The sequence below is a fragment of the Streptomyces sp. WAC03905 genome (genome assembly GCF_057371075.1).
Genome location: NZ_JBXYDZ010000002.1, coordinates 374,923 through 399,741 on the forward strand (window position 1 = coordinate 374,923; position 24,819 = coordinate 399,741).

Sequence of the window (24,819 nt, forward strand, 5' to 3'; positions counted from 1 at the left end):
GCAGAGGCAAGCCGACGTCGGCGCCGGGAACGCGACGGAACAACCAGCGCTTCTGAAAGCGAGACGATGACGGCGGCGTCGCCGGATCCGACACCACTCGCGCCCACGGCCGTCCGGAACTGCCCGCACTGCGACAAGCCCGTCACCATCGTCGCCCTGCTGGCCACCCCCGAGGCCGCACGACCCACCATACCGATGGCCAACCCGGACGTCATTCCGATGCGCCGCAACTGAAAGAGCAGGTCAACGACCCTGCCGACCACCTAGACGGCAGGGTCAGTCCTCGTCCGTGAACATGGTGCTGATGTTGTTCCACATGAAGGCGTCCTTCCACCCCGGACGTTCCTCAGCCCAGCCGCCCAAGGCAGCGATCACCCTTTCCTGAGAGATCGTCCTGGTCTGGTAGTGCTCCGCCGCGGTCCCGTCGCGGAACTCCAGCTGATAGGTGTTGTCATCCCTCAGCCACACCTGCACATACCAGTCGCCGTCCGCCTCACCGTCGAGTCGCTCGACGATCACGAAGGCGTTGCCCCGGCCGAGGTTCGCCACCATCCGGCTCAACGCGGATTCCTTCGGATCCCTCACCCGTCGGCCGTGTTCATCTCTCGCTTGCAGCATGCCCAGATCATCGCCCAGGGGTCTGACACCACTCGATGAGCAGCCAGTCGTACTCGGCCTCGCTCACGGCCTTCCTCAGTTGGTTCACTCCGTGAACCAACTGAGGCGAAGAGCAGGTCCGGGGAATATTCGAGATCCGCATCAGGGGCTTCTGGGTTCCTCCGTTGTTCGGTCAGGAACAGGTGGGCGGCGGTGACGAGGGTGACGTGGCGGTGCCAGCCGGTGAACGAGTGAAGGTTCTGAGCCCTGGAAGGGTTGGAGGCATGCCAGCACCGAGAAAGTACCCTGCCGAGCTACGGGAGCGGGCCGTGCGGCTCGTGTTCGAGATACGTCAGGAGACCGGTCAGAAGGTCGGTTCGTTTTCCCGGGTCGCCGACCAGCCCGGCGTCCACCGTGAGGCCCTGCGTGGCCACCTGGCCGGCACCGTCTACGTCGCGGGGCCGCCGACCATATGCGCACCAGCCTGGTCCTGGACGCCCTGGAGATGGCGATCTGGTCCCGCGACCGCGAAGGACTCGGTGACCTGCACGGGCTGGTGCATCACAGCGACGCCCGGCAGCCGATCTTGGCGATTCGCTACACCCAGCGCCTGTCCGAAGCCGGAGCCGCCCCGAGCGTCGGAACTGTCGGCGACGCACTCGACAACGCGTTCATGGAGTCCACGATCGGCCTGTTCAAGGCCGAAACGATCAAGCCCGGTGGTCCGTGGCAGACCCTCGACCACGTCGAGCTCGCCACCCTGACCTGTATCGACTAGGGCCGCATCGGGCAACGTTCGCCCTGTCGGGGGTATAGCGCTGGTTCGGTGGAGGCTACTGGTCGGGATGCAGCAGGGTGCGGAAGGTCACCGATACGCGTCGGCTGCGTGGGACGCGGCCGGTGGTTCCGGGATCGCTCTTGCGTGCGGCGATGGCATGGCGCCAGGTGTAGCGGGCCGGGCCGGTCATGACCAGCAGGCTGCCTGGTGCGAGCGGCACGGCCAGCTTCGTGCCGTCCTCGGGATGGGTGAAGTCCATGAGGCAGCCAGAGCCCAGCGAGATAGCGGTGATGACCGGACCGAAGCATGGCAGGCAGTCGATATGGGCGCTGATCCCCTGACCCGGCTGGTACTCGTTGACGATCACCTGCTCCGCTTCCTGGTCCATCAGGCCTTCACGCGCCAGGCGGGCGGCCGTCTGGCGGGCCCACGCGGTAAGCGGCGGCGCGGCTGCCTGCCGGTCGGCTGCCACGCTGCGGCGGCCGTAGTCGTAGCGGTGGCCGTAGTGCTGCACGCGCCGCTTCAACTGCGCCGACCATGGCGCGGCGTCGATGTCCGAGGCCCGGCACCCCAGCGGAGGGCTGCGGTCGGGATATGGCGTCGATGCCCAGGGAAAGCTGGCCGGAAGTCTCAGACATGCCCCGAACAGTAGCCAGCCTTGCGCCACCTCTTTGGGAACGGAGGAAGCCGAATACGCCGGATATGGCCGTGGAGCGGAAAGCTCCGGGACACTGTGCGGATGACTGAGCGGGTGCGGGTACGGGAGATCGATGACGACGAGGGGCGGCGCCTGCTGCAGATCGTGCGCCGGGGCTCGGGGTCGGTGGTGACCTGGCGGCGTGCGCAAATGGTGCTCTTATCGGCCCAGGGCCTGTCCGTGACGAGGATTGCCGAGGTGACGTTCACCTCCGACGACAGGGTCCGGGATATGATCCACAACTTCAACGCCGACGGCTTCGAGTGTCTGTATCCGAAGTATTCCGGTGGCCGGCCCAAGACGTTCACGCTGCCGGAGCGCCGGAAGATCAAGAAGACCGCCAAGTCGAAGCCAGCCGAGCACGGCCTGCCGTTTTCGACCTGGAGTCTGGCCAAGCTGGCCGACTCCTGGTCGCTGAGGGGGTGGTCGACGACATCAGCCACGAGGGCCTGCGCATCCTGCTCCGCGAGGAAGGCGTCTCCTTTCAACGCCTGAAGACCTGGAAGACCTCCCGCGACCCCGACTACGCGGCCAAGAAGGCCCGAGTCGAGCACCTCTACGCGATCGCCGACGGCGAGGTCATACCCTACAAGGACGAGCCCGGAGTCGTCTTCTGCATGGACGAGTTCGGCCCGCTCAACCTCCAACCCCACCCCGGCCGCCAGTGGGCCGAACGCGGCGGTAAGCACAAGGACCCCGACCGCGAGCCCCGACCGCGACGCCGCGCGACCTACACCCGCCCGCACGGGGTCCGCCACCTGTTCGCCGCCTACGACCTGGGTAAGGACCAGCTCTACGGCCACATCAAGAAGACCAAGAACCGCTCCAAGTTCCTGGAGTTCTGCCGCTATTTGCGCTCACTGCGCCCATTGGCCGTGCGCATCGCGATCATCTGTGACAACTACTCGCCCCACCTGACCACCAAGCGGTGCCCGCGGGTCGGGACCTGGGCCGCGGCGAACAACGTGGAAATCGCCTACACACCGACCAACAGCTCCTGGCTCAACAGGATCGAGGCCCAGTTCACCGCCCTGCGCTACTTCGCCCTCGACGGCACCGACCACGCCACCCACCACGAACAGGGCAGCATGATCCGCCGCTACATCATCTGGCGAAACCGCCACGCCGACGATCGACGCCTACGCGCCATTGTCGACAGGGCAAACGTTGCCTGATGCGGCACTAGGGCCTGTTGCGAAAGTGGATCTTGTTCGTTGATGATCACCTGTCGTGGGACGTGGAGATCTGACGAACGGCCAGTGGGCCCGGCTTGAGCCGTTGCTGCCGACGGGCATCAAGCCGGGCCGTCCGCAGGTATGGACACGGCGGCAGCTGATAGACGGCATACGGTGGCGGACCCGAACCGGCGCTCCCTGGCGGGACGTGCCCGAACGCTATGGGCCGTGGGACCGGGTCTATGACCTGTTCCGGCGCTGGCAGCGGGACGGCACGTGGGCCCGGATCCTCACGCGGCTCCAGGCCGAGGCTGATGCGAAGGGCCTGATCACCTGGGACGTGAATGTCGACTCCACCGTCTGCCGGGCCCATCAGCACGCCGCCGGGGCGGCAGAAAGGGGGACCTCCAGAAGGAGCCGCCCGGCGGAGTGTTCGTCGAGCCGGCCGACCACGGTCTCGGACGCTCCCGTGGCGGACTGACCAGCAAGATCCACCTCGCGGTCGAGCAGGGGCAGAAGCCTCTGTCGGTGGTGATCACGGCTGGGCAGCGGGGTGATTCCCCGCAGTTCGAGCCGGTCCTGGAGGCGATCCGGGTGCCCCGGCTCGGGCTCGGCAGGCCGCGCAAGCGGCCAGACCGGGTCCGGGCCGACAAGGCCTACGACTCCCGCAGCAACCGCTCCTACCTGCGCAGACGCGGAATCAAAGCCACCATCCCGGTTCCGGCGGACCGGGTCCGCAATCGCCTCAAGCGCGGATCGCGCGGCGGGCGCCCGCCAAAGTTCGACAAGGACGACTACAAGCAGCGGCACGCGGTCGAGTGCGGGATCAACCGGCTCAAGCGCCACCGGGCCGTCGCCACCCGGTACGACAAACTCGCCGTCCGTTACGAAGCGACAGTGCTGATCGCAGCCATCAACGAATGGCTGTGACCAGCACTTTCACAACAGGCCCTAGTGACCTGAGTCGGAAACCGCAACCCGTCGACGTTGATCCGGCCGTGGTCGAGGGCTCCGTACAGCGCGCCGTGCCCACGGCGGTGCTCGGGCACCAGCGTCAGGTCCACCGGAGACTTCACCGCACCATCGGCGCACAGCACCGCGTCCACCAACTCGAACAACTCGTCACGCCGGGCCGTCAGACACTCGTAGAACTCACCCCGGAGGCGTGACGCTTCCGTGAACGCCTCCCTCCGGACAACACCAGCCAGCAGACTCACCCTCACGGCCTTCGTCTTGATCGGTGCACCTTGGCCAGAGCACATGATCAGACGAAGGCCGCCCCCACGTCCGGCGAACCCCCAGGTGAGCGACCCCGTACGAGACGCCGTTCGAGACCAGAAGATAAAGAACAAGCTGAGCCCACGACGACAGGGGTGAGCATCGGTGCTACCGGAGCCCTCGACGTCTCACCGCTTACCGTGCACGAGCTCGTTAGTACATGCTCTTCCTGACGGGGGTGAAGGCGGTTAGCTTTCCACCGTCGCCATCCACCCACCTGACTCTGCAGAAGACCTCGTCCATATCTTCGCCAGAGGGGATGATGGTGTCCTCGTTGAAGCCATATCGGCCGTGCGGCCAGCCAGCTTTCTCATCTTTCATGAGAGGCGTCTGGCCTCGCTGGACCTGAATTTTCATATGAATCCTGACGCCATCTTCGGCGGCATAGACGGGGTAGGACGGACTGTATATCTTCTTCTTGTTCGCTACATGATCAGCTTCATATGGGAAGAGGTTATCATCCGACAATTCATCGTCACCCCAGCACATGACGTACGCCCTTGCACCGTTATACAGGTATCCCGCCGCCTCCTCCCGGGTCATGGGGAGATGTGCAGTAATACTTGCTGTAGTCCATTCAGATGTAGTTGTCATCTGAAGGTTGGCTGTAATAGTAGAGGCCGCGTGAGCTTGAGGAGAAGTTAAAGATAGCGCTATTCCCATGACCGCAGCTGCAGTAATGGCGGGTCGATTAATTCGACTTAAAAGACTTGCAGTCATTTTTCTCTTTCGGTAGATAGGTGGCCGCTTGAAGGGTCATAGTGGATTTATGGTCATTATGATTCGTAAGGCGTGAGGGCGTGTCATGGGTAGTTAATACTCAAGGGTAAACTGATTGAGGGGCGTTATGCAGTGGGCCTTGGCCCTGGATCTACACACCGGAGAGACTTGGATTTTGATGGTCCACGGAGTCCTATGGGTCTGCCGTCAAGCCCCAGCTGCCCCAGGTCTGGGCGGACTCCGCCTACGGAGGCCAGCTTGTCAACTGGTCCCAGGACTTCCTCGACCTGACTCTGCGGACCGTTTCCCGGCCCCGTGGCCTTGTCGCACTTTCCGTCGAAGGTCTGCCCGTAGACCATGAGCTGGTTGGGCTTGACGATGAACGCCTCCACCAGCGCGTTCGTGATCGGCTTCGACACGTTCGGGGTCGGCGCTGCCCTTGGCGCTCGCGGGATCGTCGGCCAGCACGATGCTGGCGATCTCCAGGGTGAAGTCCTTCGACTTCCCCAGCAGGCCCTCCTCCGAGAGCAGCATGGTGGAGCCCTGGGGTTGCGCCTGGTCGTGCTGGCCGAGCAGCACCTGAGCCGGTGAGACGAGGACGGTGGTGGTCAGGGCCGCGACGACCAGGGAGACCGCGATCTCTGCGAAGCCCCGCGAGCGCTCCTTGAAGAGGATGAGCCAGCCGCAGTAGAAGCCGGCGAACGTCAGGAACAGGCCGGGGAGCCCCAGCCTGTCGATGACCTGGTTCTTGATGGTGCTGGAGATGTCCTCGACGGGGCCGACCATGACCTTGGCCAGCCCGAAGTCGAGTGCCCAGTCGACCAGCCAGCAGGTGAAGCCGATGACCCACTTCGAGGCGCCGAAGAACAGCTGGGCGATGATGTTCCAGATCTTGAGGTCGATGTCCTTCCAGCCGCCCGTGTCCGTCTTGACGGTGTAGGAGGAGATCGGGACGCCGTTCTTGTCGGTGACGTTGAACGGCTGGAGCAGGCCGTCGGACCCGTCCTTCGGCTTCTGGTTCAGATTCGGTCCGGCCCCCGGCTTCGCCGGTGCGGACGTGCTCGGCGACGGCGACGGGTCCGCGCTTGCTGCAGGGGCCAGCACCACGGTGAACACGGCCAGCAGGACGGCGATCAGTCCCAGGCGCCGCTTGATCCCCCTTCGCGGTATGCGGCTCATGCGAGGGCTCCGTCCGCCTCGGCGAACTCCACGGCCTCGTCGTCCTCTTCGTCGTTCTGCCCGGGCGTCGTGGTGATGGCGGCGGCCGCGTTCTCATCGGCGGGGATCAGCACCTTGATGCCGCCGATGCGCTTGCGGAGGTCGCGGTACAGGCCTTCGCCGGCGCGCAGGGCGCGCTCGGTCTCGCTGACGTTGAGCGGGGAGAGGTTCTCGGTGATGACCTTGAGCATTTCGTCGTCGGCCGGGTCGAGGTCGAGGAACTCCAGGCACCTGGCGGCCAGCGCCTTGCCGCGGTGGCGGAAGACGAAGATGTGGCTGAGCAGCGCCCGGATCTTGTCGCCGATCTCGGACTTGGGGCCGATGTCGTACGGGTCGTGGCTGCCGGCGAAGGCGCCGGCGTTGTGCTTGCGGCCGTCGGCGATGAGCTCGAGCATCAGGTTGGAGCCCTCGGCGGAGGAGGTGAGCCACCAGCACTCGTCGAGGAAGACGCCGGCGAACTCGTTCGGGTCGGCGAAAGCGATCTCGCGGCAGAGCGCCGTCATCAGGTACATGAGGCGCCAGCCGAACCGCTTTTCGACCTCCAGGCTCGGGAGGCGGTGCTCGGAGAGCTCTTCCTTCGTGGGCAGGCCAAGGCGGTCGACGGCGAACACGATGCTGTCGGCGGCCGTGATCCGCACGACCGGGAGCGTGGGGTCGAAGATGGTGCGGCCGAGGTCCTTCTTAGCCAGCGAGCGCAGCTTGCGCACGAGTTCGGAGGCGGCGGCACGGACCGCGGCGTCGTTCGGCTCCTCCGGGTCGGGCGTACGGGCCCGGTCGGTGAGCGTCTCCATCAACGCGGTCATGCTCGGCTTGGGGCCGAGGCGGGTGGCCTCGATGGCCTCAGCGAGGGTGATGCCCTCGATGCTCATCGAGCCGATGTCCAGCAGTGGCGTGAGGAAGGACTCGGTGTAGCGGGCGGCGCGCGGGCCGCGGAAGACGCGCAGGGGGTCGAGGGAGACGCCGGCGTTCTCGTCGACGTTGATGATCTGCGTCGTGCCGGGGCACGCCTTCGCGAACCGGCTCCATTCCTGCTGGGGGGTGCGGTCGATGACCAGGGCGCGGCCGCGGGAGTTCCTCTGCCCCGCGCGGTGGCCGGTGGTGAGGATCGAGTACATCGCGCACTTCATCGCCACCGACTTGCCGGACCCGAGCTCGCCGACGAATGCCGCGGATGCGGATGCGTCGACGCGGGGGCCGTGGGAGAAGTCGACGAGCACGGGGCGGACTCCGCCCCCGTTGAGCTGGAGGCCGAAGAGGCTGCCGGAGTCGTCGCCCAGGCCGGCGCCGCAGAACGGCATCGACATGGCGAAGTCGCGGGCGAGCAGGTACTGGGTGTAGTCGAGCATCGGGCCCGGGGTCTTGGTGCCGGGCAGCATGCCGTGGAACAGCGCGACCTGGTCGCCGGTGGGCCGCACGAGGGTGTAGTCGTTGCCGCCGAAGTGGTTGGCCAGCGACGTCGCCTTCTCGTCGGCCTCCTCGGGGCTGGTTCCCCACACGCAGGTGGCGACGGTGGCGCGGATCTCGACTTCGGTGCTGGAGGCGGTGAGACGGTCGCGGTACTCGTCCAGGGCGAAGGACGCCTTGTCGAGTGAGGCCGGCACGCCGGAGGTCTCGCCGTCGTACTCGCCGCGCTGGTGCGCGAGCTCGCGCTGCTGACGGCGGGACTTCGGCTCGGCCTTCGCGCCGGACTCGACGTGCAGACGGACGGCCCAGTCGACGGGGAAGCTGAATTCGTCCAAGGCCGCCAGGTATTCGGAGCCCGGGAACCGGAAGGCCTCCGGCATCTCGGAGAGCACGCAGAAGGCCTGGTAGGAGTCGCCGTGCTCGCTGGTGGCGCGCAGGTAGCGGCGCTTGAAGGGGTTGGTCGGGCCCTTGGAGGCCCGGGTGCCGCGGCCGCCCTCGTCCAGGATCACCTGGGTGTGGGCGGTCACCGTGTGGCCGCGGCCGCGCAGGCCGCGCGGTGCGCCGTCCTCGGGAAGGAGCGGCTCGTTCAGGCCGCGGCGGGCGCTGTGCCCGTATATCCACAGGATCTCGGTCTCGGTGGCGGGACGCATTTTGATGCCGGACGGCCAGCCGGCGGCGAGGCGGTTGGCCTGCTCCAGGCGCTGGCGTTCCTCTGCGAGGGATATCGGGGCGACCGGCAGGCCGAGCGCACCCATGACCTCGACCTGGAGGGAGGAGAGGACGGCCCGGCTGCTCTGCTTGAAGTCGAGGTGCGGCAGGGGGACGGCGAGGAAGTCGACGCGGCCGGTGAGCTCGAGGTCCTGGAGCTGGTCGAGGACCTTCAGCGCCAGGTCGACGTATTCGGGGGAGGCGTCGAGGTCGACGCCGGCGGTCATGCGGGTGACGACCGACGCGGCGTCGACGCTCGGGCACAGGCTGAGCAGGAGGGCCTCGCCCCGTAGGGACTTGAAGAGGGACTCCAACGAGTCCAGCCGCTCCCGCTTCGTGGACTTGCTGGCGTGGGTGTAGTTCTCGGTGTCGACGCGCCACACCGCCCACACGGTGGCGGCGGTGGTCCAGATGAGGTGGCCGCTGATGTGCCGGACGGGGAGACGCATGGGTTCTTCCTTCTGTGCTGGTGGTGAGGACGAAGCGGCTGGTTACTGCTCGTCGAGGGAGGCCAGGAGGGCCTGCAGTCCGGTCTTGGGCTCCGCCCGGTACCCGCCGCGGCCGCGGCGGGTACCGGTGCCGGGCGGGCGGTGCGCCGGGCCACGGGAGCGGGCGCCGGGGCAGGCTTCGGGGCGGCCGCCGGGGCGGGCCGCTCGGCGGACCGGACGCGCACCGTGCAGGTGGCGGTGGCCAGTCGCGGTCGAGCGACCCGCTGCGGCTTGCCGGCCAGGCGGCCCTGGGCACACGTCGTCCCACGGCAGGCCGTAGGACCGTCGCTGCGTCTTGGCCATCAAGACCGCCTTGGGCAGCAGGACCCGCACGGCCACCCGCCACGCGAGGTGGGCGTCGAAGCCGGTCCCGCCGGCCCGCTCGACCAGGAGGTGCATCACGCGGTCGTGGCCGTCCAGGTCGCCGCGGCGGTAGTAGGCGGAGATCTTGTCGACGATGTCCTGGGGGCCGGCCGCTCCGGCGAGGTCCGGGTGCTCCCCGGCCCAGGCGGCGACGCGGTCCGTCGCCCGCAGGTCGCGGCAGAGCGCGGCCCAGTCGCGGTTCATCAGGGTGAGCGTGTCGTAGCGGGGCGTGGACTCGGAGGAGTCGAGTGCCGGGGTGTGCTGGGTGGTGGCCACGTCCGTGTCCGTCCTTTCGCGCCATCTGGTCTCGATGGCGCTCACACTCCCGAGGCCCCCCTTGACCGCGGTCTGACCGCCGTTTCTGCGCGATGCGATCGAGTAGCCGAGGGGTGAGATCCCCCTCGGCTACTCGATCACGTCCGCCACCGTCCAGGCGATGTCGCGCATCGGCCCGCGAAGGGGTTTGCCGGAGGGGAGACTTCTCGGTCCCGCACCGTCACGGTGCGTAGCACTGGTGCGGTGTGCAGAGTGGCGTCCACTCCGCTCGGTGGTGCGCTCCACCGGGTGAGCGTGGACCCCATCGTGCGCACCGGTGGGAGGGAGCGCACCACGGTGGAGCGCACCACCGTGGTGCGGTGCGGGTGGAAGCCATCGTGGTGCGCGCCGGGGTGCGGGTGGAGTCCACTCGGTGCGCACCGCCCGGTGGGGGGTGCGGTCCATCGCGCGCAACTCATCGCGCCGTGCGCGCACCGGTGCGCACCCACGCGCTGCTGCCCCGGACGTCCGGTGTGCGCGGTGTGCGTCGGACCCGGGAGGGCGGACTCTACGCGATCCGGGCGTGGGACAGACCCCGGCACAGAAGGCCGCGAAGGCGGCACGCGGGCAGCAGCCGAAGAAGCGGCCCGGCAAGGCGCAGCGCGAGGCGATCAAGCGGGCGCAGGCGGCGAAGAAGGCGGGCGGCGGGAAGCCGGCCGCGAAGGAGACGGCGGCGAAGAAGGCCGTACCGCTGCCGCGCGGCTCGCTGCGTGCCAAGTACGGCGGGCACCTGCCCAGCCTGCTTCAAGGACTACGCCCAGGGCGAGGTCATCACGAAGGTCGCCGACGGCTGGGGACACCCCGGCTGCGCTCCACGGCAGCTGTCGGCGGCCGAGCGGGAGTCCGCCCGGAACAAGGCCCGGATCGAGAGCGGCGAGGCGTTCCGCGGCCAGAAGCCCTCGGACTGGAGGCTGGGCTCCTCGCCGTCCAGCACCCGGCCCGCCCGCTGAACTCGGGTCGGGCGGTGTGGCGTCGGCCACGGACAAAACCACCCGTCAAGGGGATGGTCAAGGAGCAATCGGACACCGTTCGTCGGTGACGGTCAGACCGCGGACAAGGGGTGCCTCCTCACGGTGGCACCGGCCCGTGCGCACATCAGCGTGAGGGCCGGACGACTGCCGACCCGGCCGCAGGCCGGGGGAATTCGAGGACACCGTGCCCGCCGACCACACACCCCGCCCCGCCCAAGACCTCCGCAGCGTGCCCGGCCCGGCGCCCGCCGGCGCCCTGGACCAGGCCCCGCAGGCCCCCTCCATGGGCCCCTCCTTCGCCCCCTTCACGGCCACTTCGCCCGCCGGAGGCATATCCGCAGGTCAGACTTGCCAGTCAAGGGGCCGCGACGCGTTCGACAACCCTCCTAGGTCGACACAGGTCTGGAAGCCGACCGGAGCGTGACGCAAGGAAGTGCTGAAGGCTCTGGGGATCTTCCAGCGGGCTACCGCCGATCAGCTCTGGAGGATGCTGCGCCCCACCGACCGGCACGACCGGCTCACCAGGGACACCCTGAACGCGTTGAAGAAGACGGGCCTGGCCCGGGTGGAGACGCGACTGGAGTCGGGACACCAGCTGTGGGTGCTCACCGAGAAGGGACACAAGGAAGCCAAGCTGCTGCTCCCGAAGAACGTACGGATGTCCGCGCTGCGCAAGTTCGAGTACGACGACGAAGGCAAGCCGGTTAAAGCCGAGGGCTACGACGAGCACGCTGCCGCCGTCACCTCGACCGCGGCCGTGCTCACCGGGGCCGGGTACGGCACACCGCTGTCCTGGCAGACCGAGATCGCCCACCGCCTGCCGTACGGGTACACCCAGTACGCCGACCTGACGATGCGCGCCCCCGACGCCGGGGTGCCCGCGATGCTCCTGGAGGTCGACCGCGTCAACGAGCCCATCGACGAACTGGTGGACAAGCTGCGCCGGTACCACGACTGGTTCGAGCTCCTGGCGCCGAAGGTCGACGCGAACAAGGAGCGGGCGGCCCAGGGAGCGGCGGTGCACGACTTCCGGCTGTGGTCGCGGATCTACCCGCCGACCGGCCGGGAGGGCTACGTGCCCCTCGCCTTCGTGTTCACCGGGAAGACCGATGCGCAGCGCGAGAGCCGGATGCGGCGGCTGGAACAGGCCGCGCGCATGTACGTCGGCGGGGAGCCGTACCCGGGCCGGGGAGCGGGCATCACGGCCGTCGATTACCACCAGGCGGTGCCCGTCGTCGTCACCGAGCTGGAGCGGATCACCGCCGACCCGGCCGGGGCCGCAGGCAAGGTGTGGCGCAGGCTCGGGCGCGAGGAATGGCAGACCCTGCCCGAGGCCCTGGACAACCCCGACGGCGACCGCCTGTATGCCGTACAGCGGAGAGAGGCCCGCGACCGGCGGGCGGCGCGGGAGGCAGCGGAGCGGGAGGCGAAGCGGCCGGTGTGCACGCGGTGCGGGGCGAAGTTCACCGACGAACGCTGGCGGGAGACCGAGCGGTCCTCGTGGCCCGGGCAGTGGGACGACCTGTGCGGGGCGTGCGCGGAGGCATCCGTCGCTCGTGCGGAGGCGGAGCGGGCGACGCAGCGCCAGGCGGAGGACGTCGCGGCCGGCACGACGGCCGAAGCGGAGGTGTCGAAGGCACGCGGGCTGTTCAGGCGTCGCGGATAGCTGCGCGGTTCCGGGAGTCTGGGCAAGCCGTCCAGGAGGGCGGCTTGCCCAGCAGGAGGGCGGCTGGGCTCAGGAGCCGAGCGCGGGCGGGTTGCTGTGGTGGCGCATCTGGGGCCACAAGGGGTGCTCGGCGAGGGCGTCGAGCAGGATCGCGGCCACCGACCGGTCGACGGTCCGTGTGCGCTTGACCTCGTCGATCACGAAGGGCATTCCCCGCGCCCACAGCTCGCGGGCGGCCCAGTTCAGCCGCCGGCTGATGAGCCCCAGGGCCGTGAGGGCCGGCTTGCCGGTCAGCTCCGGGGAGACGTACTCCGCGATGACTTGTCCCCGGACCCCGGGCGGGCCCGGCTCCGCGCACACCCGCCACACCACGTCCAGCTCCTCCACGGTGTGCAGCAACTTCACCCAGGACCGCAGCATCTCCTCCGTCCAGGCCGGGTGGTCGTACCGGCTGGGCGGCTTCCACACCACGTCCTCCGGCAGCACCACCGGCCGGCCGCCCGGCTCGGGCTGCGGCTTGCCGTAGGCCGCGCGCACGGTACGGATCGCGTCCTCGTACGAATTGGTCTCGGTGTCGATCGTGAACCTCAACGCCCACCCCCAGCTCAGCGCACTCGTGCCCGGAGGCTACCCGCCGCGCACTGCCGCAACGGGGTGTTCCGGGGGAGTGGGCAAGCCCAAGGGGACCCTGGGCAAGCCGCTTCGACGGGTGGCTTGCCCACCCCGGCCGGGGCACGTCGGGCGGGGCGGCGTCGGTCACGGCCCTGCCCCGGAATCTCTCGGCGAGGCAGCGGCTGACCGATGGCCGGTGACCGGGCGGTGGGGAGTTGCATGGATCGGTCACGTGCGCTGACGTGCGGTTTGACCGATGACCGTGGAGATCGGTCATGCCTGACCCGGTGACCGATCCGGCGGGTGGGCAAGCCTGAAGGCCGGCTGGGCAAGCCCCCGCGGCGTCCGGGCGCACGTCGGTCAGCCGCTGATCTCCTCCACGATGGCCCGGAGCACGGCCGGACTCGCCTTCACCTGCACGGGCACGACGGAGCCGACGATGGTGGGCTGCGCGTGGACCGTGCCGTAGATCACGGCCGGAGCGGCTGCCTCGCAGATGATGCGCAGGAGCGGGTTCTCGGGAGAGCACTCGATCCGGTAGCCGGCCTCGAGCCGCGACAGCCACTCGGCGTGCACGGCGACGGGCCGGCCGTGGACCGCGCCGATCCGGGCGCCGCCAGTCGTCCAGTTCGACCACCGCACCGGCTCCCAGTCGGCGCCGGTGTAGGGAAGACAGTCGGTCAGGTCCGGGTGGTCCGGGCCCAGCCACTGCGGGTCCCGGCTCTTACGGATCCGCCACTGCCCGTCCTGTTCACGATGCTCGGGTCGAGACCGGCGATGCCGTCCATGTCCAACGCGACGCGGCCGTCGGTGATCCGGTCACCGTGGACCCAGACCTGGTCCTTGTTGACCACCCAGTCACACAGCCGCTCCCTCGCCACCGTCACGTGCTCTCTCCCTGCCTCGCTGATGAACGCCCTCACGTTATCCGTGCAGGCCGGCGGGCAGGCGGGACAGACAGCACGGCAGGGGCCGGGCAAGCCGCCCCGGGGAGGGTTGTACCGGGAGGGGGCTGCACAGGTGTCTGGACGGTTGCACTAGTACTCCAGCAGCGTTTTGCTATCTGGCCTGGTCAGGGGTGTCGTGGGGAGTGTAGTGGGAGGGTGGGGTGCCGGTGGTGGTCTTGGCCGGGTGCTCCACCAACGAGTGGATGAGAGGTATGGGCCGGGCTGAGTCGTGGACAGCTTGTCTTCGTGATCGACGACCACGCGGACGCGGCCTGGGAACGACAACTCGAGGACCTGTTCCTTCGGATCGGCCACCGTTTCGGCCGCGCCGACCTGCGGCGCCGCGGACGGGACTACATACGAGGCCTGCTCGCCCCCGTCGGCCGCAAGAACGGCTGGCAACTGGCCGAATTCGCTGGCCATCGCACGCCCGACGGCCTGCAACGGCTCCTGAACAGGGCGAACTGGGACGCTGACGACGTCCGTGACGACCTCCAGTCCTACGTCGCTGAGCATCTCGGCGAGGAAGCAGGGGTGCTCGTCGTCGACGACACCGGTTTCATCAAGAAGGGCAGCACCTCCGCCGGGGTCCAGCGCCAGTGCTCCGGCACCGCCGGCCGCACCGAAAACTGCCAGATCGGCGTCTTCGCCGCCTACGCCACCACCCGCGGCCGTGCACTGGTCGACCGGGAGCTCTATCTGCCCAAGTCCTGGACGGACGACCGAGACCGCTGCCAGGCGGCAAAGGTCCCCGACGAACGGGGCTTCGCCACCAAAGGAGAGCTGGCCAAGCGCCTGGTCCTGCGTGCTCTGGCCTCCGAACTTCCGATTGCCTGGGTGACAGCGGACGCCGCATACGGGCAAGAGGGACGCTTCCGCCGACTACTGGAGCAGTCCGGGCTCGGCTACGTGCTCGCAGTACCCAAGTCCCAGCAGGTTTTCGGCCCGCGCATCGACCACCTCTTCGCCCGGGCCCCCGACGAGGCATGGGAGGCGATCTCCTGCGGCGACGGCGCCAAGGGGCCACGGCTCTACCACTGGGCGGCCCTGGAGCTGCCCACGGTGGCCGAGTTCGACTACCAGGGACAGGCCCCCGTGCGCCGCCGGTGGGCTCTGGCCCGCCGCAGTCTCAGCAAGCCTGAGGAGATCGCCTACTACCTCGCCTACACACCGCTCGAGACAGCCATTCAGGAGATGGTGCGGATCGCCGGGATGCGCTGGCAGATCGAAGAGTGCTTCCAGGCCGCGAAGAACGAGTGCGGCCTGGACCAGTACGAAGTTCGCCGATACGTGGGCTGGTATCGCCACATCACGCTGGCGATGCTGGCCCACTCCTACCTCGCGGTCATGGCCCACGAAGCGACAAAGGGGGGTGCAGAAACGGTTCCGGCGCCGTGGTTCCCCTCACCGTGGCAGAAGTCCGCCGGCTCCTGGCGCTTCGCCTCGGCCCAGGCGGCCGCCCGGGCCGGGCGCTCCGCCGCCACGTGCTGAGCTGGTCACTTTGGCGTCGCAGACGCCAGGCGACAGCCCGCCACTGCCACTACCAGCGGCGAATCCACTCGTTGGTGGAGCACCCGGCCAAGACCACCACCGGCACCCAACCCTCCCACTACACTCCCCACGACTCCCCTGACCAGGCCAGATAGCAAAACGCTGCTGGAGTACTAGTGATCTGGTCGTGAGTTGATCCTCTTCATGAGCCGCCAGGTCCGCCTCCACGTCCTCCTTGTCGCCCAGTCCGCCACCGCCCGCGCCATCGGCGGCCCGGAGATGCGCGAGAACTTCTCCACCCGGATCCTGGTCCGCTACACCCTCAACGCCTGGCGCATGCTCGTACCCGAAGTCAGCCCCATCCCGATGCCGACCGAACATCCCGGCCGTGTTCAAGTCGTCACCCGCGGCCGCGCCCAGGAGACCCAGGTACTCAATCTGTCGAACGCGGAGGCCCGCGAGTGGGCGATGTCCGGCGTCCACGCGAAGGCCACGACCGGCCCGGCCCTGCAGAAGCCGGCCACCGCCGCTCCGGCCGCCGACGTCCTCGACGACCCCTGGAGCACCGGCGTCCAGACCTTCCCGCCCGCCCCCGCGGCTGAACCGGCGACCGACCGGGACTTCCTCGCCGATGCCTGGAGCATCAACCCGCGCCCCTGCCGCCGCCGGACAGGCCGCAGCCAGCTCCCCTGCGACGCTTCCCGAGAATGCCTCCCCGGCCGGAGACCCGGACGACGCCGTGGTCGGACTGCGCAAAGCGCAGCAGGACCACCTTCCCGCGCTCACCCTCGATGCCCTGCGCCGAGCGCGCGCCGACGACCCGGACTTCCCCGACGCCGTCGACAAGCGCGGCACCGAACTCCTCTACCGCGTCGGCGACCTCAAGAGGTGGGCCCGCAACCGACCTCGCGGCGCGGCCGGCACCACCGACGTCGACTGATTCGCATCCGCCCTGGCGCCGCCCGGCCCCTGCCCACAAAGGGGCGCCTGCCTGGACGGTCGGCGCCCCTCGGGCGCAGCGGAAGACGGAAGGCTCGTTGTCGGAACTGCTCCGCACCCTTGGCTGAGGTACCTGAAACAGGAGGGCAACGTGGCCCGCAGCGGCATCAACAAGCGCGAGATCGACAAGTGGGCAAAGAACCTTGTCAGGGAGACCAACAAGAGCCTGGAGCGGGCCCAACGACAGAACCCTCCTCGCGTCTCCGCACAGATCGAAGCCACCTCGAGCGCGGTACCCGGCGGTGAGATGGTCGGAAGCAACGGCTACCTGGCCCGGCTGCTGCTGTGGCTGGACGACCGAGCGAAGCAGAGCCCGGCCGGGTACATCAACGTCGCCGCCTTCCCCGAAGAACTCCAGCTGGAGGACGAGGACCCGGCCATCCTGGCTCTCCAGCTCGACCAGCACGGCCTGGTGCAGATCCTCCGCGCTATGGGGCCTCAGACCCATGTCCGCCTCACCGACGCCGGCCGCGTCGCCGTGCGCCAGCTGAAAAACCTGCAAAAGGACCGCGCCGCCCGGATCCGGCACACGATGGACGCCCTGCTACGGTGGCTCTTCGACACCGCCAGCGACCAGACACCCATCAACCCGGTCCTGTTCCTCCAGGCCCCCGGCTCCTACTTTGCCGGAACCAAGATCAGTGGCACCGATCTCCACCAGGCGCTCGCCTACCTAGCCGAGCACAAGTTGATCGACCACACCGACACCGACCCGGCCACGGCCGCCATCACACCGCAGGGCACCCGCTGTGCCCTGGCAGGAGGAAACGTGCAGGACCACGTCAACCAGCCCCGCACCGGCACCACGTACAACAACTTCATGCCGAACGCCAAGGGCGTCATCATTGGCGAGCAGCAGCACTTCACCCAGAACAACACCGAGGGCGTCGACCCCACGCTGTTCGCCCAGCTCGCCGGATACATCGGTCAGGTCAGTAGCACCCTGGACATGCCCGAAGCAGACCGCGTCGAGCTGGAACGCGTAGCTCAGGACCTTCACGACGAGGCGACTTCGGAGAACCCCGAGCCAGGCCGCCTGCGCCAGCTCGCCACCCAGGTGAAGGACAAGCTCGTAGAGGCCGGCACCACCATCGCGGCCACGATGGGCGTGCAGATGGCTGAGCAGGCCCTCGCCGCCTTGATGTAGGAGCTCGTCCAGCAACACCACGGGCCCGGGGAAATCAGCCATGACATCCCCGAGCCGGGGGCGCGCGCTGGAGCTCGCCGCCACTTGAGCAGCTAGTTGGGAGTGCGGCAGTGCTTGGCAGCATGCTGCCCTGCCTATCACTTAGTGATTCCCAGTATCTGTATGCGATAGATGCGCTAGCGTCGGCGTGACACTGACCACGAATGCTGGGGGATCCGTGAAGCGTGACCTCGCCTTGTTCACCAACTCCAAGCACGCGCGGGGCGCCGAACCGGAGAAGCTCGCCCACGGGGTACTTGGCGCATGGATTTCCGGGCGCGGGGACGGACGGAAGCACACGCACTTCGACCCGAGCCGCGTAGCCGTTGTTGTGGGAACCGCGTTCGGCAAGGTGATCGGCGTCTACGACACCGTGGCAGGCGAACCGGGCGGGAAGCACTGGTTCCACGAGGAAGACCACCTGGTACCCGACCGTCAGCGAGTCCGGTTCCACGGTCAGCCCTCCGAGGAATTTGCCTATCTGGTCGGCCAGCCATCACCGGTAACCTGGGCACGAGGGGAGCGCAATCCCGTAAAAACGCTGGCACTCAAGCGGTTGCGGGAGCTCTACACCGACGTCGAGACCGTTCCCAGCGGAGAAGCCCCTGCTCTACGGGCCCGCGTCGGGGACGCTGTGTTGACCGTGGAACCGGACGGCAGCGTGATCGTTGATGTCCAGCCCGGAACACCCGTCACCGTACGCTCGGCAGCGCCGCAGCCGGCAAAGGACTCGTACTACACCCCGTCCTCACTCACGCGCGCGGTCGTCGAGAGCGTCCTGGCGCCGTTCGAGGAGATCCTCCTGAAAGGAGGGGAACTGACCGTCTGCGATCCGGCGGCTGGTACAGGCGGCATCCTGACGGCTTCCTACGCGCGGATTGGGGAGCTGCACGGCGAGAATCGCAGCAACTTCCTCGCCGAGGTGGACTCAGCTCTGGAAAGGATGCGTGGCCGGGGGCAGGCCGATGCCCGGAAGATCTTCGAGCAGCTCCGCAGCGAGGAGACCGTACGCGAACTCGCTGAAGTCCTTGACAGGCGGATCGCGGAGGCAGGCCGGTGGAGGCACCCCGTCCCGGGCCGATCCACAAGTTCCGAGCATTGCTCCATCACGACCCAACGGCCAGACAAACCGCTACAGATCGCACACCTATGGAACCAAGCTGGTAGATCCAGCAGAGAAGAGCGGCCCCGCAGAAGAGCCACCTACACGTCCGACAAGAAAGCGCGCGGGCAGCAATCGATGACCTGAGGTTCTCTCATAAGCTGACCTGGTTCGAGCCTCAGTCAAGATCCCGCAAACAAGGAGCCACTAATGAGTATTCAGTCATATAGCTCCGCAAGTCCCCAAGACTCTCGCATGACCATGAGGGTGGCGGGCTTCAGCTATGCCGTCGTCTACCCGGCACTGGTGGTTTCCTCCGCACCAGGATGGATATGGGGCGAACCGAACAGAATGTCAGCCTTCGAGTACATGCTTTTCGCTATTTATGTGCCCTTAGGATTCTTCCTCTTCTGGGGCGCACGGGATCCACTGCGATACAGGCCACTCGTCGACTACGTCATCGTCTCCAACATCATGCACGCTACGGCCATGCTCTTCTCAGCCTCATCTGACCACACAGAGCAAGAACATCTCTTACCTTTTGGCGACGTAACCGGAACCTATGCAGGAGCGATCATCCTGCTTGCAGGGCATCCCGTTTTGGGGTTAGGAAGCTACCTTCGCCGCCGCGCCACCAGGACATGAAGCCGTCGAGCTAACCAAGGATAAAAGCCTCATATACTCTGCGATCCGATTCCGGTCCCGGAAGTACCAAAGGTATTTCCGATACGTGATCTTGGTCCGAGGCTTACCCGGGGGGCTTACCCAGCTCGACCTAGGCTTGCCCAGGGGGTGGCATTACCCGTGAAGACACTTCCGGGAGTTGCACCGGAGGGCGGCTGGAGAGTTGCGTGCAGAGGGGGCCTAGGGCCTGTTGCGAAAGTGGATCTTGTTCGTTGATGATCACCTGTCGTGGGACGTGGAGATCTGACGAACGGCCAGTGGGCCCGGCTTGAGCCGTTGCTGCCGACGGGCATCAAGCCGGGCCGTCCGCAGGTATGGACACGGCGGCAGCTGATAGACGGCATACGGTGGCGGACCCGAACCGGCGCTCCCTGGCGGGACGTGCCCGAACGCTATGGGCCGTGGGACCGGGTCTATGACCTGTTCCGGCGCTGGCAGCGGGACGGCACGTGGGCCCGGATCCTCACGCGGCTCCAGGCCGAGGCTGATGCGAAGGGCCTGATCACCTGGGACGTGAATGTCGACTCCACCGTCTGCCGGGCCCATCAGCACGCCGCCGGGGCGGCAAAAAGGGGGACCTCCAGAAGGAGCCGCCCGGCGGAGTGTTCGTCGAGCCGGCCGACCACGGTCTCGGACGCTCCCGTGGCGGACTGACCAGCAAGATCCACCTCGCGGTCGAGCAGGGGCAGAAGCCTCTGTCGGTGGTGATCACGGCTGGGCAGCGGGGTGATTCCCCGCAGTTCGAGCCGGTCCTGGAGGCGATCCGGGTGCCCCGGCTCGGGCTCGGCAGGCCGCGCAAGCGGCCAGACCGGGTCCGGGCCGACAAGGCCTACGACTCCCGCAGCAACCGCTCCTACCTGCGCAGACGCGGAATCAAAGCCACCATCCCGGTTCCGGCGGACCGGGTCCGCAATCGCCTCAAGCGCGGATCGCGCGGCGGGCGCCCGCCAAAGTTCGACAAGGACGACTACAAGCAGCGGCACGCGGTCGAGTGCGGGATCAACCGGCTCAAGCGCCACCGGGCCGTCGCCACCCGGTACGACAAACTCGCCGTCCGTTACGAAGCGACAGTGCTGATCGCAGCCATCAACGAATGGCTGTGACCAGCACTTTCACAACAGGCCCTAGGCGGGGGACCGGAGGTGTGACCGTCGGTGGGACCCCCCGTCCCGGCCGCCCGCGCGTTGTCGCCGGTCAGACCCCGTGGGCAAGCTGAGAACCGCCGCCGACACCTCTTTCCACGGAGCTGGAAGAGGTTGTTTGGCAGGTGTGGGGCGGCCGGTCAGCGGCCGGGGGAGTACCAAGGTATGGCCCTGCCATACGGTCCGCCGACCATGATCAAACACGGGGTATTACAAAGGGGGTTCCCCTACTCGGGGAACCCCGGACCGCCCTCGGTCCGGGTCGCCAGGACGCGCTTCGGGCCCCGCCGGCCTTTCGGCAGGCGGACCCGAAGAGTGTCCTGGCGGATAGCTTGCTCCACCCGGTCAGGCCAGGTCTGGGGCTCCGGCAACAACGAGCTGGCGGAAGAAGTTCTGCTGGAGCTCCGCCGCCACGTCGCCCGGGGCGTCGTCAGGCAGCGCCTCCAGTGCGGCGTCCAGTTCGCCCCTGAGCCTGATCACGAGTCGTTCGAGGCGCTTCCTCGCCTGCTTGGTGGCGAGTCGGGCGAACAGGTTCTCCTGCACCGCCGCCAGCTCCTCCGCCGTGGCCACCCGGACGTGGTCGCGACGGCCGCCCAGGCCGTCAACGACGTCGGCCGCCGACTCATAGCACTTCGCCTTGATGACGTCCTGCATGTCCAGTTCGGCATTCGGCGTCCACCACGGTGGCGACCGCTGGCACCACGGCTGGGAGACGGTCGCCGCCCTGGTCGCCACCACCGGCGCGAAGACCCGGTAACCGGCCGCCCGGCACGCCCCTGCCCGCGCCGGGTGCGTATCAAAAGACTCCACCGCCGCGGCGGTGAGTTCCTCGACGCTCTCGCAGGTGGCCGCGAGCTGCCGCAGCAGCGCGAGGGTCCGCAGGCCCATGGCCTGTTCGACCTGGGGCAGGTGTCTCATCTGCGGGATCCTGAAGGCTTCGCGGAGACGGTCCGCTTCCTCGTCGATGCCTCGTTTGCGGCCGGCCTTCTTCACCAGGGACCGCAGCTGGGTGCGGGTGAGTCGGGCGGCCTGGGCCGGGGTCGTGGCCGCGGCCAGAACGGTCCGGGCGAGTGGCAGGCAGAGTCCCTCCCGGGCGTGCGCGAAGGCGGCGAGGAAGCCGGGGAAGTACTCCCGCAGATGGGAGCGGAGCTTGTTGGCGGCCTGGATGCGGTCCCAGACCGCGTCCTGCTGGGCCCGGGCGAGGACGGCGATGGCCTGGACGAGTTCGCTGTCGGCGGGCAGCGGCCGGTGGGCGGCCCTGTCGGTGCGCAGGATGTTCGCCAGGACCATAGCGTCGAGGTGGTCGGACTTCTTGCGGGCGACGGCGTGACGTTCTCGATAGCGGGCTGCTGCCATCGGGTTGATTGCGTAGACGGGCCGGCCGGTTGCCCGAAGGCAGGCGACCAGCAGTCCGTGGGAGGTCTCGATGGCCACCGGTATGGGTGTGTCCGCGGTGTCGCCGTGTGTGGTGAGCAGGTCGAGGAGTTGCTGCAGGCCCGTTGCGTCGTCGCCGATCCGGGCCCTGCCTAAAAGGGTCCCTTCGCGTGACCACCGCGATGTCGTGGTGATCGCTGGCCCAGTCGATACCGCAGAAAACTTTCACGGGTCCGGGTCCTCGCGGTTGAGGTGTGTCGCTGCTGGTCGCAGCCGTGCGGGGCACGCGTCTCCCTAATGGAAGGGCTCGATGGCCCTGCATCCAAATAGCCGTTCGTGACCCCAGCGATTTGCAGTGCCCTCGGTCTGTGAGGGAGCTCGTCAGGCTCCTGGCTCTTTCAGAGGTGACCCCTGCGAACGGCTTGGACCACGAACTTCAACGTTCCGGTCGTCTGCCTCGGTTCCGTACGAACGCGGTGGCAGCGACGGGACCGGGTGCCGGCTTTTGACCAAGGGATCGAGTCCCAGGGGTGTGTCACGACTATCCCGGTGCCGACCGCTGCCACCGCGAACGGGGAGTGAATCCGGAGGCCGCGCTCTTTTTGAAGACCTCAAGGCCGGGTATCGGGTAGCGGTCCGCCAGCTTCAATGCCCATTAGGGGTGCTTCCTCACGGTGGCTTCGGCCCGTACGCACATCCGCGTATGGGCCGGACGCTCACCGAGCCGGCCCGCAGGCCGGAGAAACCGAGGACACCGTGCCCGCCGATCTCACGCCCGACCCCGCTCGCGAGCACCCCGCCGCCCGTGACGGCCGGCCTTCTGAGGACGTCGACCAGATCCCGCAGGTCCCCTCCATGGGCCCCTCCATCGCCCCCTCCACGGCCACTTCGCCCGTCGCAGACGTATCCGCAGGTCAGACTTGCCAGTCAAGGGGCCGCGACGCGTTCGACAACCCTCCTAGGTCGACACAGGTCTGGAAGCCGACCGGAGTGCGAAGGAAGGAAGTGCTCAAGGCTCTGGGGATCTTCCAGCGAGCTACCGCCTATCAGCTCTGGCGGATGCTGCGCCCCACCGACCGGCACGACCGGATCACCAGGGACACCCTGAACGCGTTGAAGGACTCGGGCCTGACCCGGGTGGAGACGCGACTGCAGTCGGGACACCAGCTGTGGGTGCTCACCGAGAAGGGCCACAAGGAAGCCAAGCTGCTGCTGCCGAAGAGCGTGCGGATATCCGCGCTGCGCAAGCTGGAGTTCGACGACGAAGGCCGGCCGGTGGAAGCCGACGGGGTCCAGTCGCCGAGCTTGCCCAGCACCCACGGATGCCGGCGCGCGCTGGTGTAGACCCGGGCAACTCCTTGCGCGACGTCGCCGCCGAGCGCCGGAAGTCGCCGCCGGAGCTCCAGCAGCGCCCCGGCCCGCATGTTCGCCAGCGGACGCCGTCCCGACTCCCAGCCCTGCAGCGTGTCCACATCCACGCTCAGGACCTCCGCCAGGCCGGCCTGCGTGCACGGGATGGACTCGCGGACCAGGCGCAGCACGAAGCCGCTCACCACTCCTGCCGATGTTCGTCGCGGCCTGCCCATATCGGCCTGCTTCCCGGTCGCCCTGCGCACCGAAACCCGTACTCACGGTCAGTCCTACCGCATCCCGCCCGCCCCTACCGTCGGGATGCGGTCGATGTCCGACGAACGAGACCGCGCCGCCCGTGACCACCGATCCGGCGAGGCCCTGATGAGCAGCGCGCACCTGGTTCTCCACGACCCCGAGGGGCGCCTCGACACGGAACTCCCCCTCGACCGGGAGCTCCACAAGGCTCTGGTCAAAGCCGTCCTCGGATGGTCCGGCGATCCCGGTCTGCCGCCCGCGGACCTGAAGCAGATCGGCCTGCTGCTCACCGGCGCCGCCCGCACCGTAGCCGCCGATGTCCGCCGCGCCGCCGACCTGCTGCCCGAGGACCACGCCGCCCGCGCCCTGGCCGACGTCGTCCTCGAGGAAGCCGACCGCCGCCTGTCCGTCCCGCTGGAGGGCAGCGCGCGCTGCGCGCAGGGCGGCGCCCGGCTCGTCCGCGCCCTGTATGAGCGCCTGGACCGCCTCGTCGGCGCCGCCCCCGAGCCCGCCAGGGCCTCCTGAGACCCCCGCGCACCCGGAGCAGACCGGATCTCCCGGGTGCGCGGTGCACGGCACCACCCCTGGCCCAACCCGGGCCGGGGGAGCACCACTCGACACCGAGAGGGGCACCACCGTGAGTACCGCAACCATCGAGCTGGGCCGGTTCCTGACCATCACCGGCCAGCGCTTCCGCACCGGCCAGTCCGCACCCGAGATGTTCTCCCCGGCCGTCGACAGGGAGTGGCACGAGCTGCTCGGCACCCCGGCCTACGAGGCCCTGTGCCTGGAGACCGCCGGCCAGCCGATCCGCCACGTCGCCAACAACGGCCACGGCCCGATCGCCTGGGTCGCCGCCTACGAGGAGGCGTACGGGCCGCTGCCGGAGATCTGGTTCACCGACGCCGACGGCAACCTCGACCAGGCCGCCGTCGCCCGCTACCGGGAGACCGGCACCGTGGTCGCGGAGTGGGACTGCGGCCCCGCCGGCGGCAGCGATGGCGACGACGTCGCGCCCGACCAGGTGGAGACCGCCCGCCGGTGACCACCGGCCGCACCAGCGCAGCGCCCCGGCCCACCGCCGGGGCGCTGCGCCTCGTTGAGGCCAGCACCACCCGGCCCAGGTCCGTGGACATCAGCGACTACGCGCGGCAGATGACCGCCCACTGCCCCTACCTCGCTCCTTCCCTCCAGCGTGGGCTGACGTCCTGGACGGTCTACCGCGCCGACGGCGACGGCGACGCCGAAGCCGTCCAGGCGGAGCTGTTCCACGCGGGCGCCCAGGCCGCGGAATGG

The 24,819-nt window shown here is 68.3% G+C and carries 23 protein-coding genes and 3 pseudogenes; 15 read left to right on the forward strand and 11 right to left on the reverse strand.

The window, feature by feature from the left end; genetic code table 11:
- The first annotated feature begins 66 nt into the window (after positions 1-66).
- Positions 67-234: a hypothetical protein gene (locus AC2RP6_RS02615; protein ID WP_158939436.1), complete on the forward strand. Its 168-nt coding sequence runs from the start codon at positions 67-69 to the stop codon at positions 232-234.
- Between the two features lie 42 nt (positions 235-276).
- Here the strand turns inward: AC2RP6_RS02615 and AC2RP6_RS02620 are convergent, their stop codons facing one another.
- Positions 277-618, reverse strand: coding sequence for a hypothetical protein (locus AC2RP6_RS02620; RefSeq protein WP_486444572.1), 342 nt, complete (start codon positions 616-618; stop codon positions 277-279).
- A gap of 451 nt (positions 619-1,069) precedes the next feature.
- Here AC2RP6_RS02620 and AC2RP6_RS02625 point away from each other — a divergent pair, with 451 nt between their 5' ends.
- Complete coding sequence (locus AC2RP6_RS02625) at positions 1,070-1,375, forward strand: hypothetical protein (protein ID WP_486444573.1); 306 nt, start codon at positions 1,070-1,072, stop codon at positions 1,373-1,375.
- Positions 1,376-1,430: 55 nt separating this feature from the next.
- Here the strand turns inward: AC2RP6_RS02625 and AC2RP6_RS02630 are convergent, their stop codons facing one another.
- The gene (locus AC2RP6_RS02630; RefSeq protein WP_486444574.1) at positions 1,431-1,889 is read right to left on the reverse strand and encodes an alpha-ketoglutarate-dependent dioxygenase AlkB; all 459 of its coding nucleotides are present in this window, start codon (positions 1,887-1,889) and stop codon (positions 1,431-1,433) included.
- Between the two features lie 225 nt (positions 1,890-2,114).
- On the opposite strand from AC2RP6_RS02630, the pseudogene AC2RP6_RS02635 reads away from it, so the two are divergent.
- A pseudogene (locus AC2RP6_RS02635) lies at positions 2,115-3,247 on the forward strand (IS630 family transposase).
- Between the two features lie 55 nt (positions 3,248-3,302).
- A protein-coding gene (locus tag AC2RP6_RS02640; protein ID WP_486444384.1) for an IS5 family transposase occupies positions 3,303-4,177 on the forward strand; the annotation gives its coding sequence in 2 pieces (ribosomal slippage) (positions 3,303-3,696 and positions 3,696-4,177; 876 coding nt in all).
- Between the two features lie 41 nt (positions 4,178-4,218).
- Here AC2RP6_RS02640 and AC2RP6_RS02645 read toward each other — a convergent pair.
- The 5 genes and pseudogenes from AC2RP6_RS02645 to AC2RP6_RS02665 form a co-directional block, all read right to left on the reverse strand.
- Positions 4,219-4,509, reverse strand: a pseudogene (locus AC2RP6_RS02645) (transposase); the annotation flags it as partial.
- A gap of 169 nt (positions 4,510-4,678) precedes the next feature.
- The gene (locus AC2RP6_RS02650; protein WP_486444575.1) at positions 4,679-5,068 is read right to left on the reverse strand and encodes a hypothetical protein; all 390 of its coding nucleotides are present in this window, start codon (positions 5,066-5,068) and stop codon (positions 4,679-4,681) included.
- Between the two features lie 438 nt (positions 5,069-5,506).
- On the reverse strand, positions 5,507-6,424 hold the full coding sequence (locus AC2RP6_RS02655) for a hypothetical protein (RefSeq protein ID WP_486444576.1): 918 nt from the start codon (positions 6,422-6,424) through the stop codon (positions 5,507-5,509).
- Complete coding sequence (locus AC2RP6_RS02660; RefSeq protein ID WP_486444577.1) at positions 6,421-9,024, reverse strand: ATP-binding protein; 2,604 nt, start codon at positions 9,022-9,024, stop codon at positions 6,421-6,423. The genes AC2RP6_RS02655 and AC2RP6_RS02660 overlap by 4 nt, the downstream gene beginning before the upstream one ends.
- A gap of 42 nt (positions 9,025-9,066) precedes the next feature.
- The gene (locus tag AC2RP6_RS02665) at positions 9,067-9,702 is read right to left on the reverse strand and encodes a hypothetical protein (protein WP_486444578.1); all 636 of its coding nucleotides are present in this window, start codon (positions 9,700-9,702) and stop codon (positions 9,067-9,069) included.
- 749 nt (positions 9,703-10,451) lie between these two features.
- Between AC2RP6_RS02665 and AC2RP6_RS02670 the strand changes: the two genes are divergently transcribed.
- Both AC2RP6_RS02670 and AC2RP6_RS02675 read left to right on the forward strand, forming a co-directional pair.
- Positions 10,452-10,691 (forward strand): hypothetical protein, encoded by a 240-nt coding sequence (locus tag AC2RP6_RS02670; protein ID WP_486444579.1) that lies wholly within the window; start codon positions 10,452-10,454, stop codon positions 10,689-10,691.
- A 454-nt stretch (positions 10,692-11,145) separates the two neighbouring features.
- A complete protein-coding gene (locus AC2RP6_RS02675; protein ID WP_486444580.1) occupies positions 11,146-12,378 on the forward strand; it encodes a replication-relaxation family protein in 1,233 nt (410 codons plus the stop codon).
- Positions 12,379-12,447: 69 nt separating this feature from the next.
- Here AC2RP6_RS02675 and AC2RP6_RS02680 read toward each other — a convergent pair whose 3' ends face one another.
- The 3 genes from AC2RP6_RS02680 to AC2RP6_RS02690 form a co-directional block, all read right to left on the reverse strand.
- Positions 12,448-12,969, reverse strand: coding sequence for a hypothetical protein (locus AC2RP6_RS02680; RefSeq protein WP_486444581.1), 522 nt, complete (start codon positions 12,967-12,969; stop codon positions 12,448-12,450).
- Positions 12,970-13,350: 381 nt separating this feature from the next.
- Positions 13,351-13,632, reverse strand: coding sequence for a hypothetical protein (locus tag AC2RP6_RS02685; RefSeq protein WP_486444582.1), 282 nt, complete (start codon positions 13,630-13,632; stop codon positions 13,351-13,353).
- Between the two features lie 38 nt (positions 13,633-13,670).
- A complete protein-coding gene (locus AC2RP6_RS02690; protein ID WP_486444583.1) occupies positions 13,671-13,877 on the reverse strand; it encodes a hypothetical protein in 207 nt (68 codons plus the stop codon).
- A gap of 306 nt (positions 13,878-14,183) precedes the next feature.
- On the opposite strand from AC2RP6_RS02690, the gene AC2RP6_RS02695 reads away from it, so the two are divergent.
- The 6 genes from AC2RP6_RS02695 (at position 14,184) to AC2RP6_RS02720 (ending at position 20,502) form a co-directional block, all read left to right on the forward strand.
- On the forward strand, positions 14,184-15,428 hold the full coding sequence (locus AC2RP6_RS02695) for an IS701 family transposase (RefSeq protein ID WP_486444365.1): 1,245 nt from the start codon (positions 14,184-14,186) through the stop codon (positions 15,426-15,428).
- 631 nt (positions 15,429-16,059) lie between these two features.
- Complete coding sequence (locus tag AC2RP6_RS02700) at positions 16,060-16,368, forward strand: hypothetical protein (RefSeq protein ID WP_486444584.1); 309 nt, start codon at positions 16,060-16,062, stop codon at positions 16,366-16,368.
- Positions 16,369-16,518: 150 nt separating this feature from the next.
- The gene (locus AC2RP6_RS02705) at positions 16,519-17,574 is read left to right on the forward strand and encodes a hypothetical protein (protein ID WP_486444585.1); all 1,056 of its coding nucleotides are present in this window, start codon (positions 16,519-16,521) and stop codon (positions 17,572-17,574) included.
- 217 nt (positions 17,575-17,791) lie between these two features.
- On the forward strand, positions 17,792-18,862 hold the full coding sequence (locus AC2RP6_RS02710) for a hypothetical protein (protein WP_486444586.1): 1,071 nt from the start codon (positions 17,792-17,794) through the stop codon (positions 18,860-18,862).
- 108 nt (positions 18,863-18,970) lie between these two features.
- Positions 18,971-19,360: a DUF6632 domain-containing protein gene (locus AC2RP6_RS02715; RefSeq protein WP_486444587.1), complete on the forward strand. Its 390-nt coding sequence runs from the start codon at positions 18,971-18,973 to the stop codon at positions 19,358-19,360.
- A gap of 267 nt (positions 19,361-19,627) precedes the next feature.
- A protein-coding gene (locus tag AC2RP6_RS02720) for an IS5 family transposase (RefSeq protein WP_486444433.1) occupies positions 19,628-20,502 on the forward strand; the annotation gives its coding sequence in 2 pieces (ribosomal slippage) (positions 19,628-20,021 and positions 20,021-20,502; 876 coding nt in all).
- A gap of 828 nt (positions 20,503-21,330) precedes the next feature.
- On the opposite strand, the pseudogene AC2RP6_RS02725 reads toward AC2RP6_RS02720, so the two are convergent.
- Positions 21,331-22,144: pseudogene (locus AC2RP6_RS02725) on the reverse strand (IS110 family transposase); the annotation flags it as partial.
- Positions 22,145-22,920: 776 nt separating this feature from the next.
- On the opposite strand from AC2RP6_RS02725, the gene AC2RP6_RS02730 reads away from it, so the two are divergent.
- The 3 genes from AC2RP6_RS02730 to AC2RP6_RS02740 all read left to right on the forward strand — a co-directional run bounded on the left by AC2RP6_RS02730 (position 22,921) and on the right by AC2RP6_RS02740 (position 24,568).
- Positions 22,921-23,259 carry a hypothetical protein gene (locus AC2RP6_RS02730; RefSeq protein WP_486444588.1) on the forward strand — a complete coding sequence of 113 codons (339 nt, stop codon included), beginning with the start codon at positions 22,921-22,923 and terminating at the stop codon, positions 23,257-23,259.
- Positions 23,260-23,649: 390 nt separating this feature from the next.
- Positions 23,650-24,048 carry a DUF6415 family natural product biosynthesis protein gene (locus AC2RP6_RS02735; RefSeq protein ID WP_486444624.1) on the forward strand — a complete coding sequence of 133 codons (399 nt, stop codon included), beginning with the start codon at positions 23,650-23,652 and terminating at the stop codon, positions 24,046-24,048.
- 112 nt (positions 24,049-24,160) lie between these two features.
- Complete coding sequence (locus AC2RP6_RS02740; protein WP_486444589.1) at positions 24,161-24,568, forward strand: hypothetical protein; 408 nt, start codon at positions 24,161-24,163, stop codon at positions 24,566-24,568.
- Positions 24,569-24,819 lie beyond the last annotated feature (251 nt).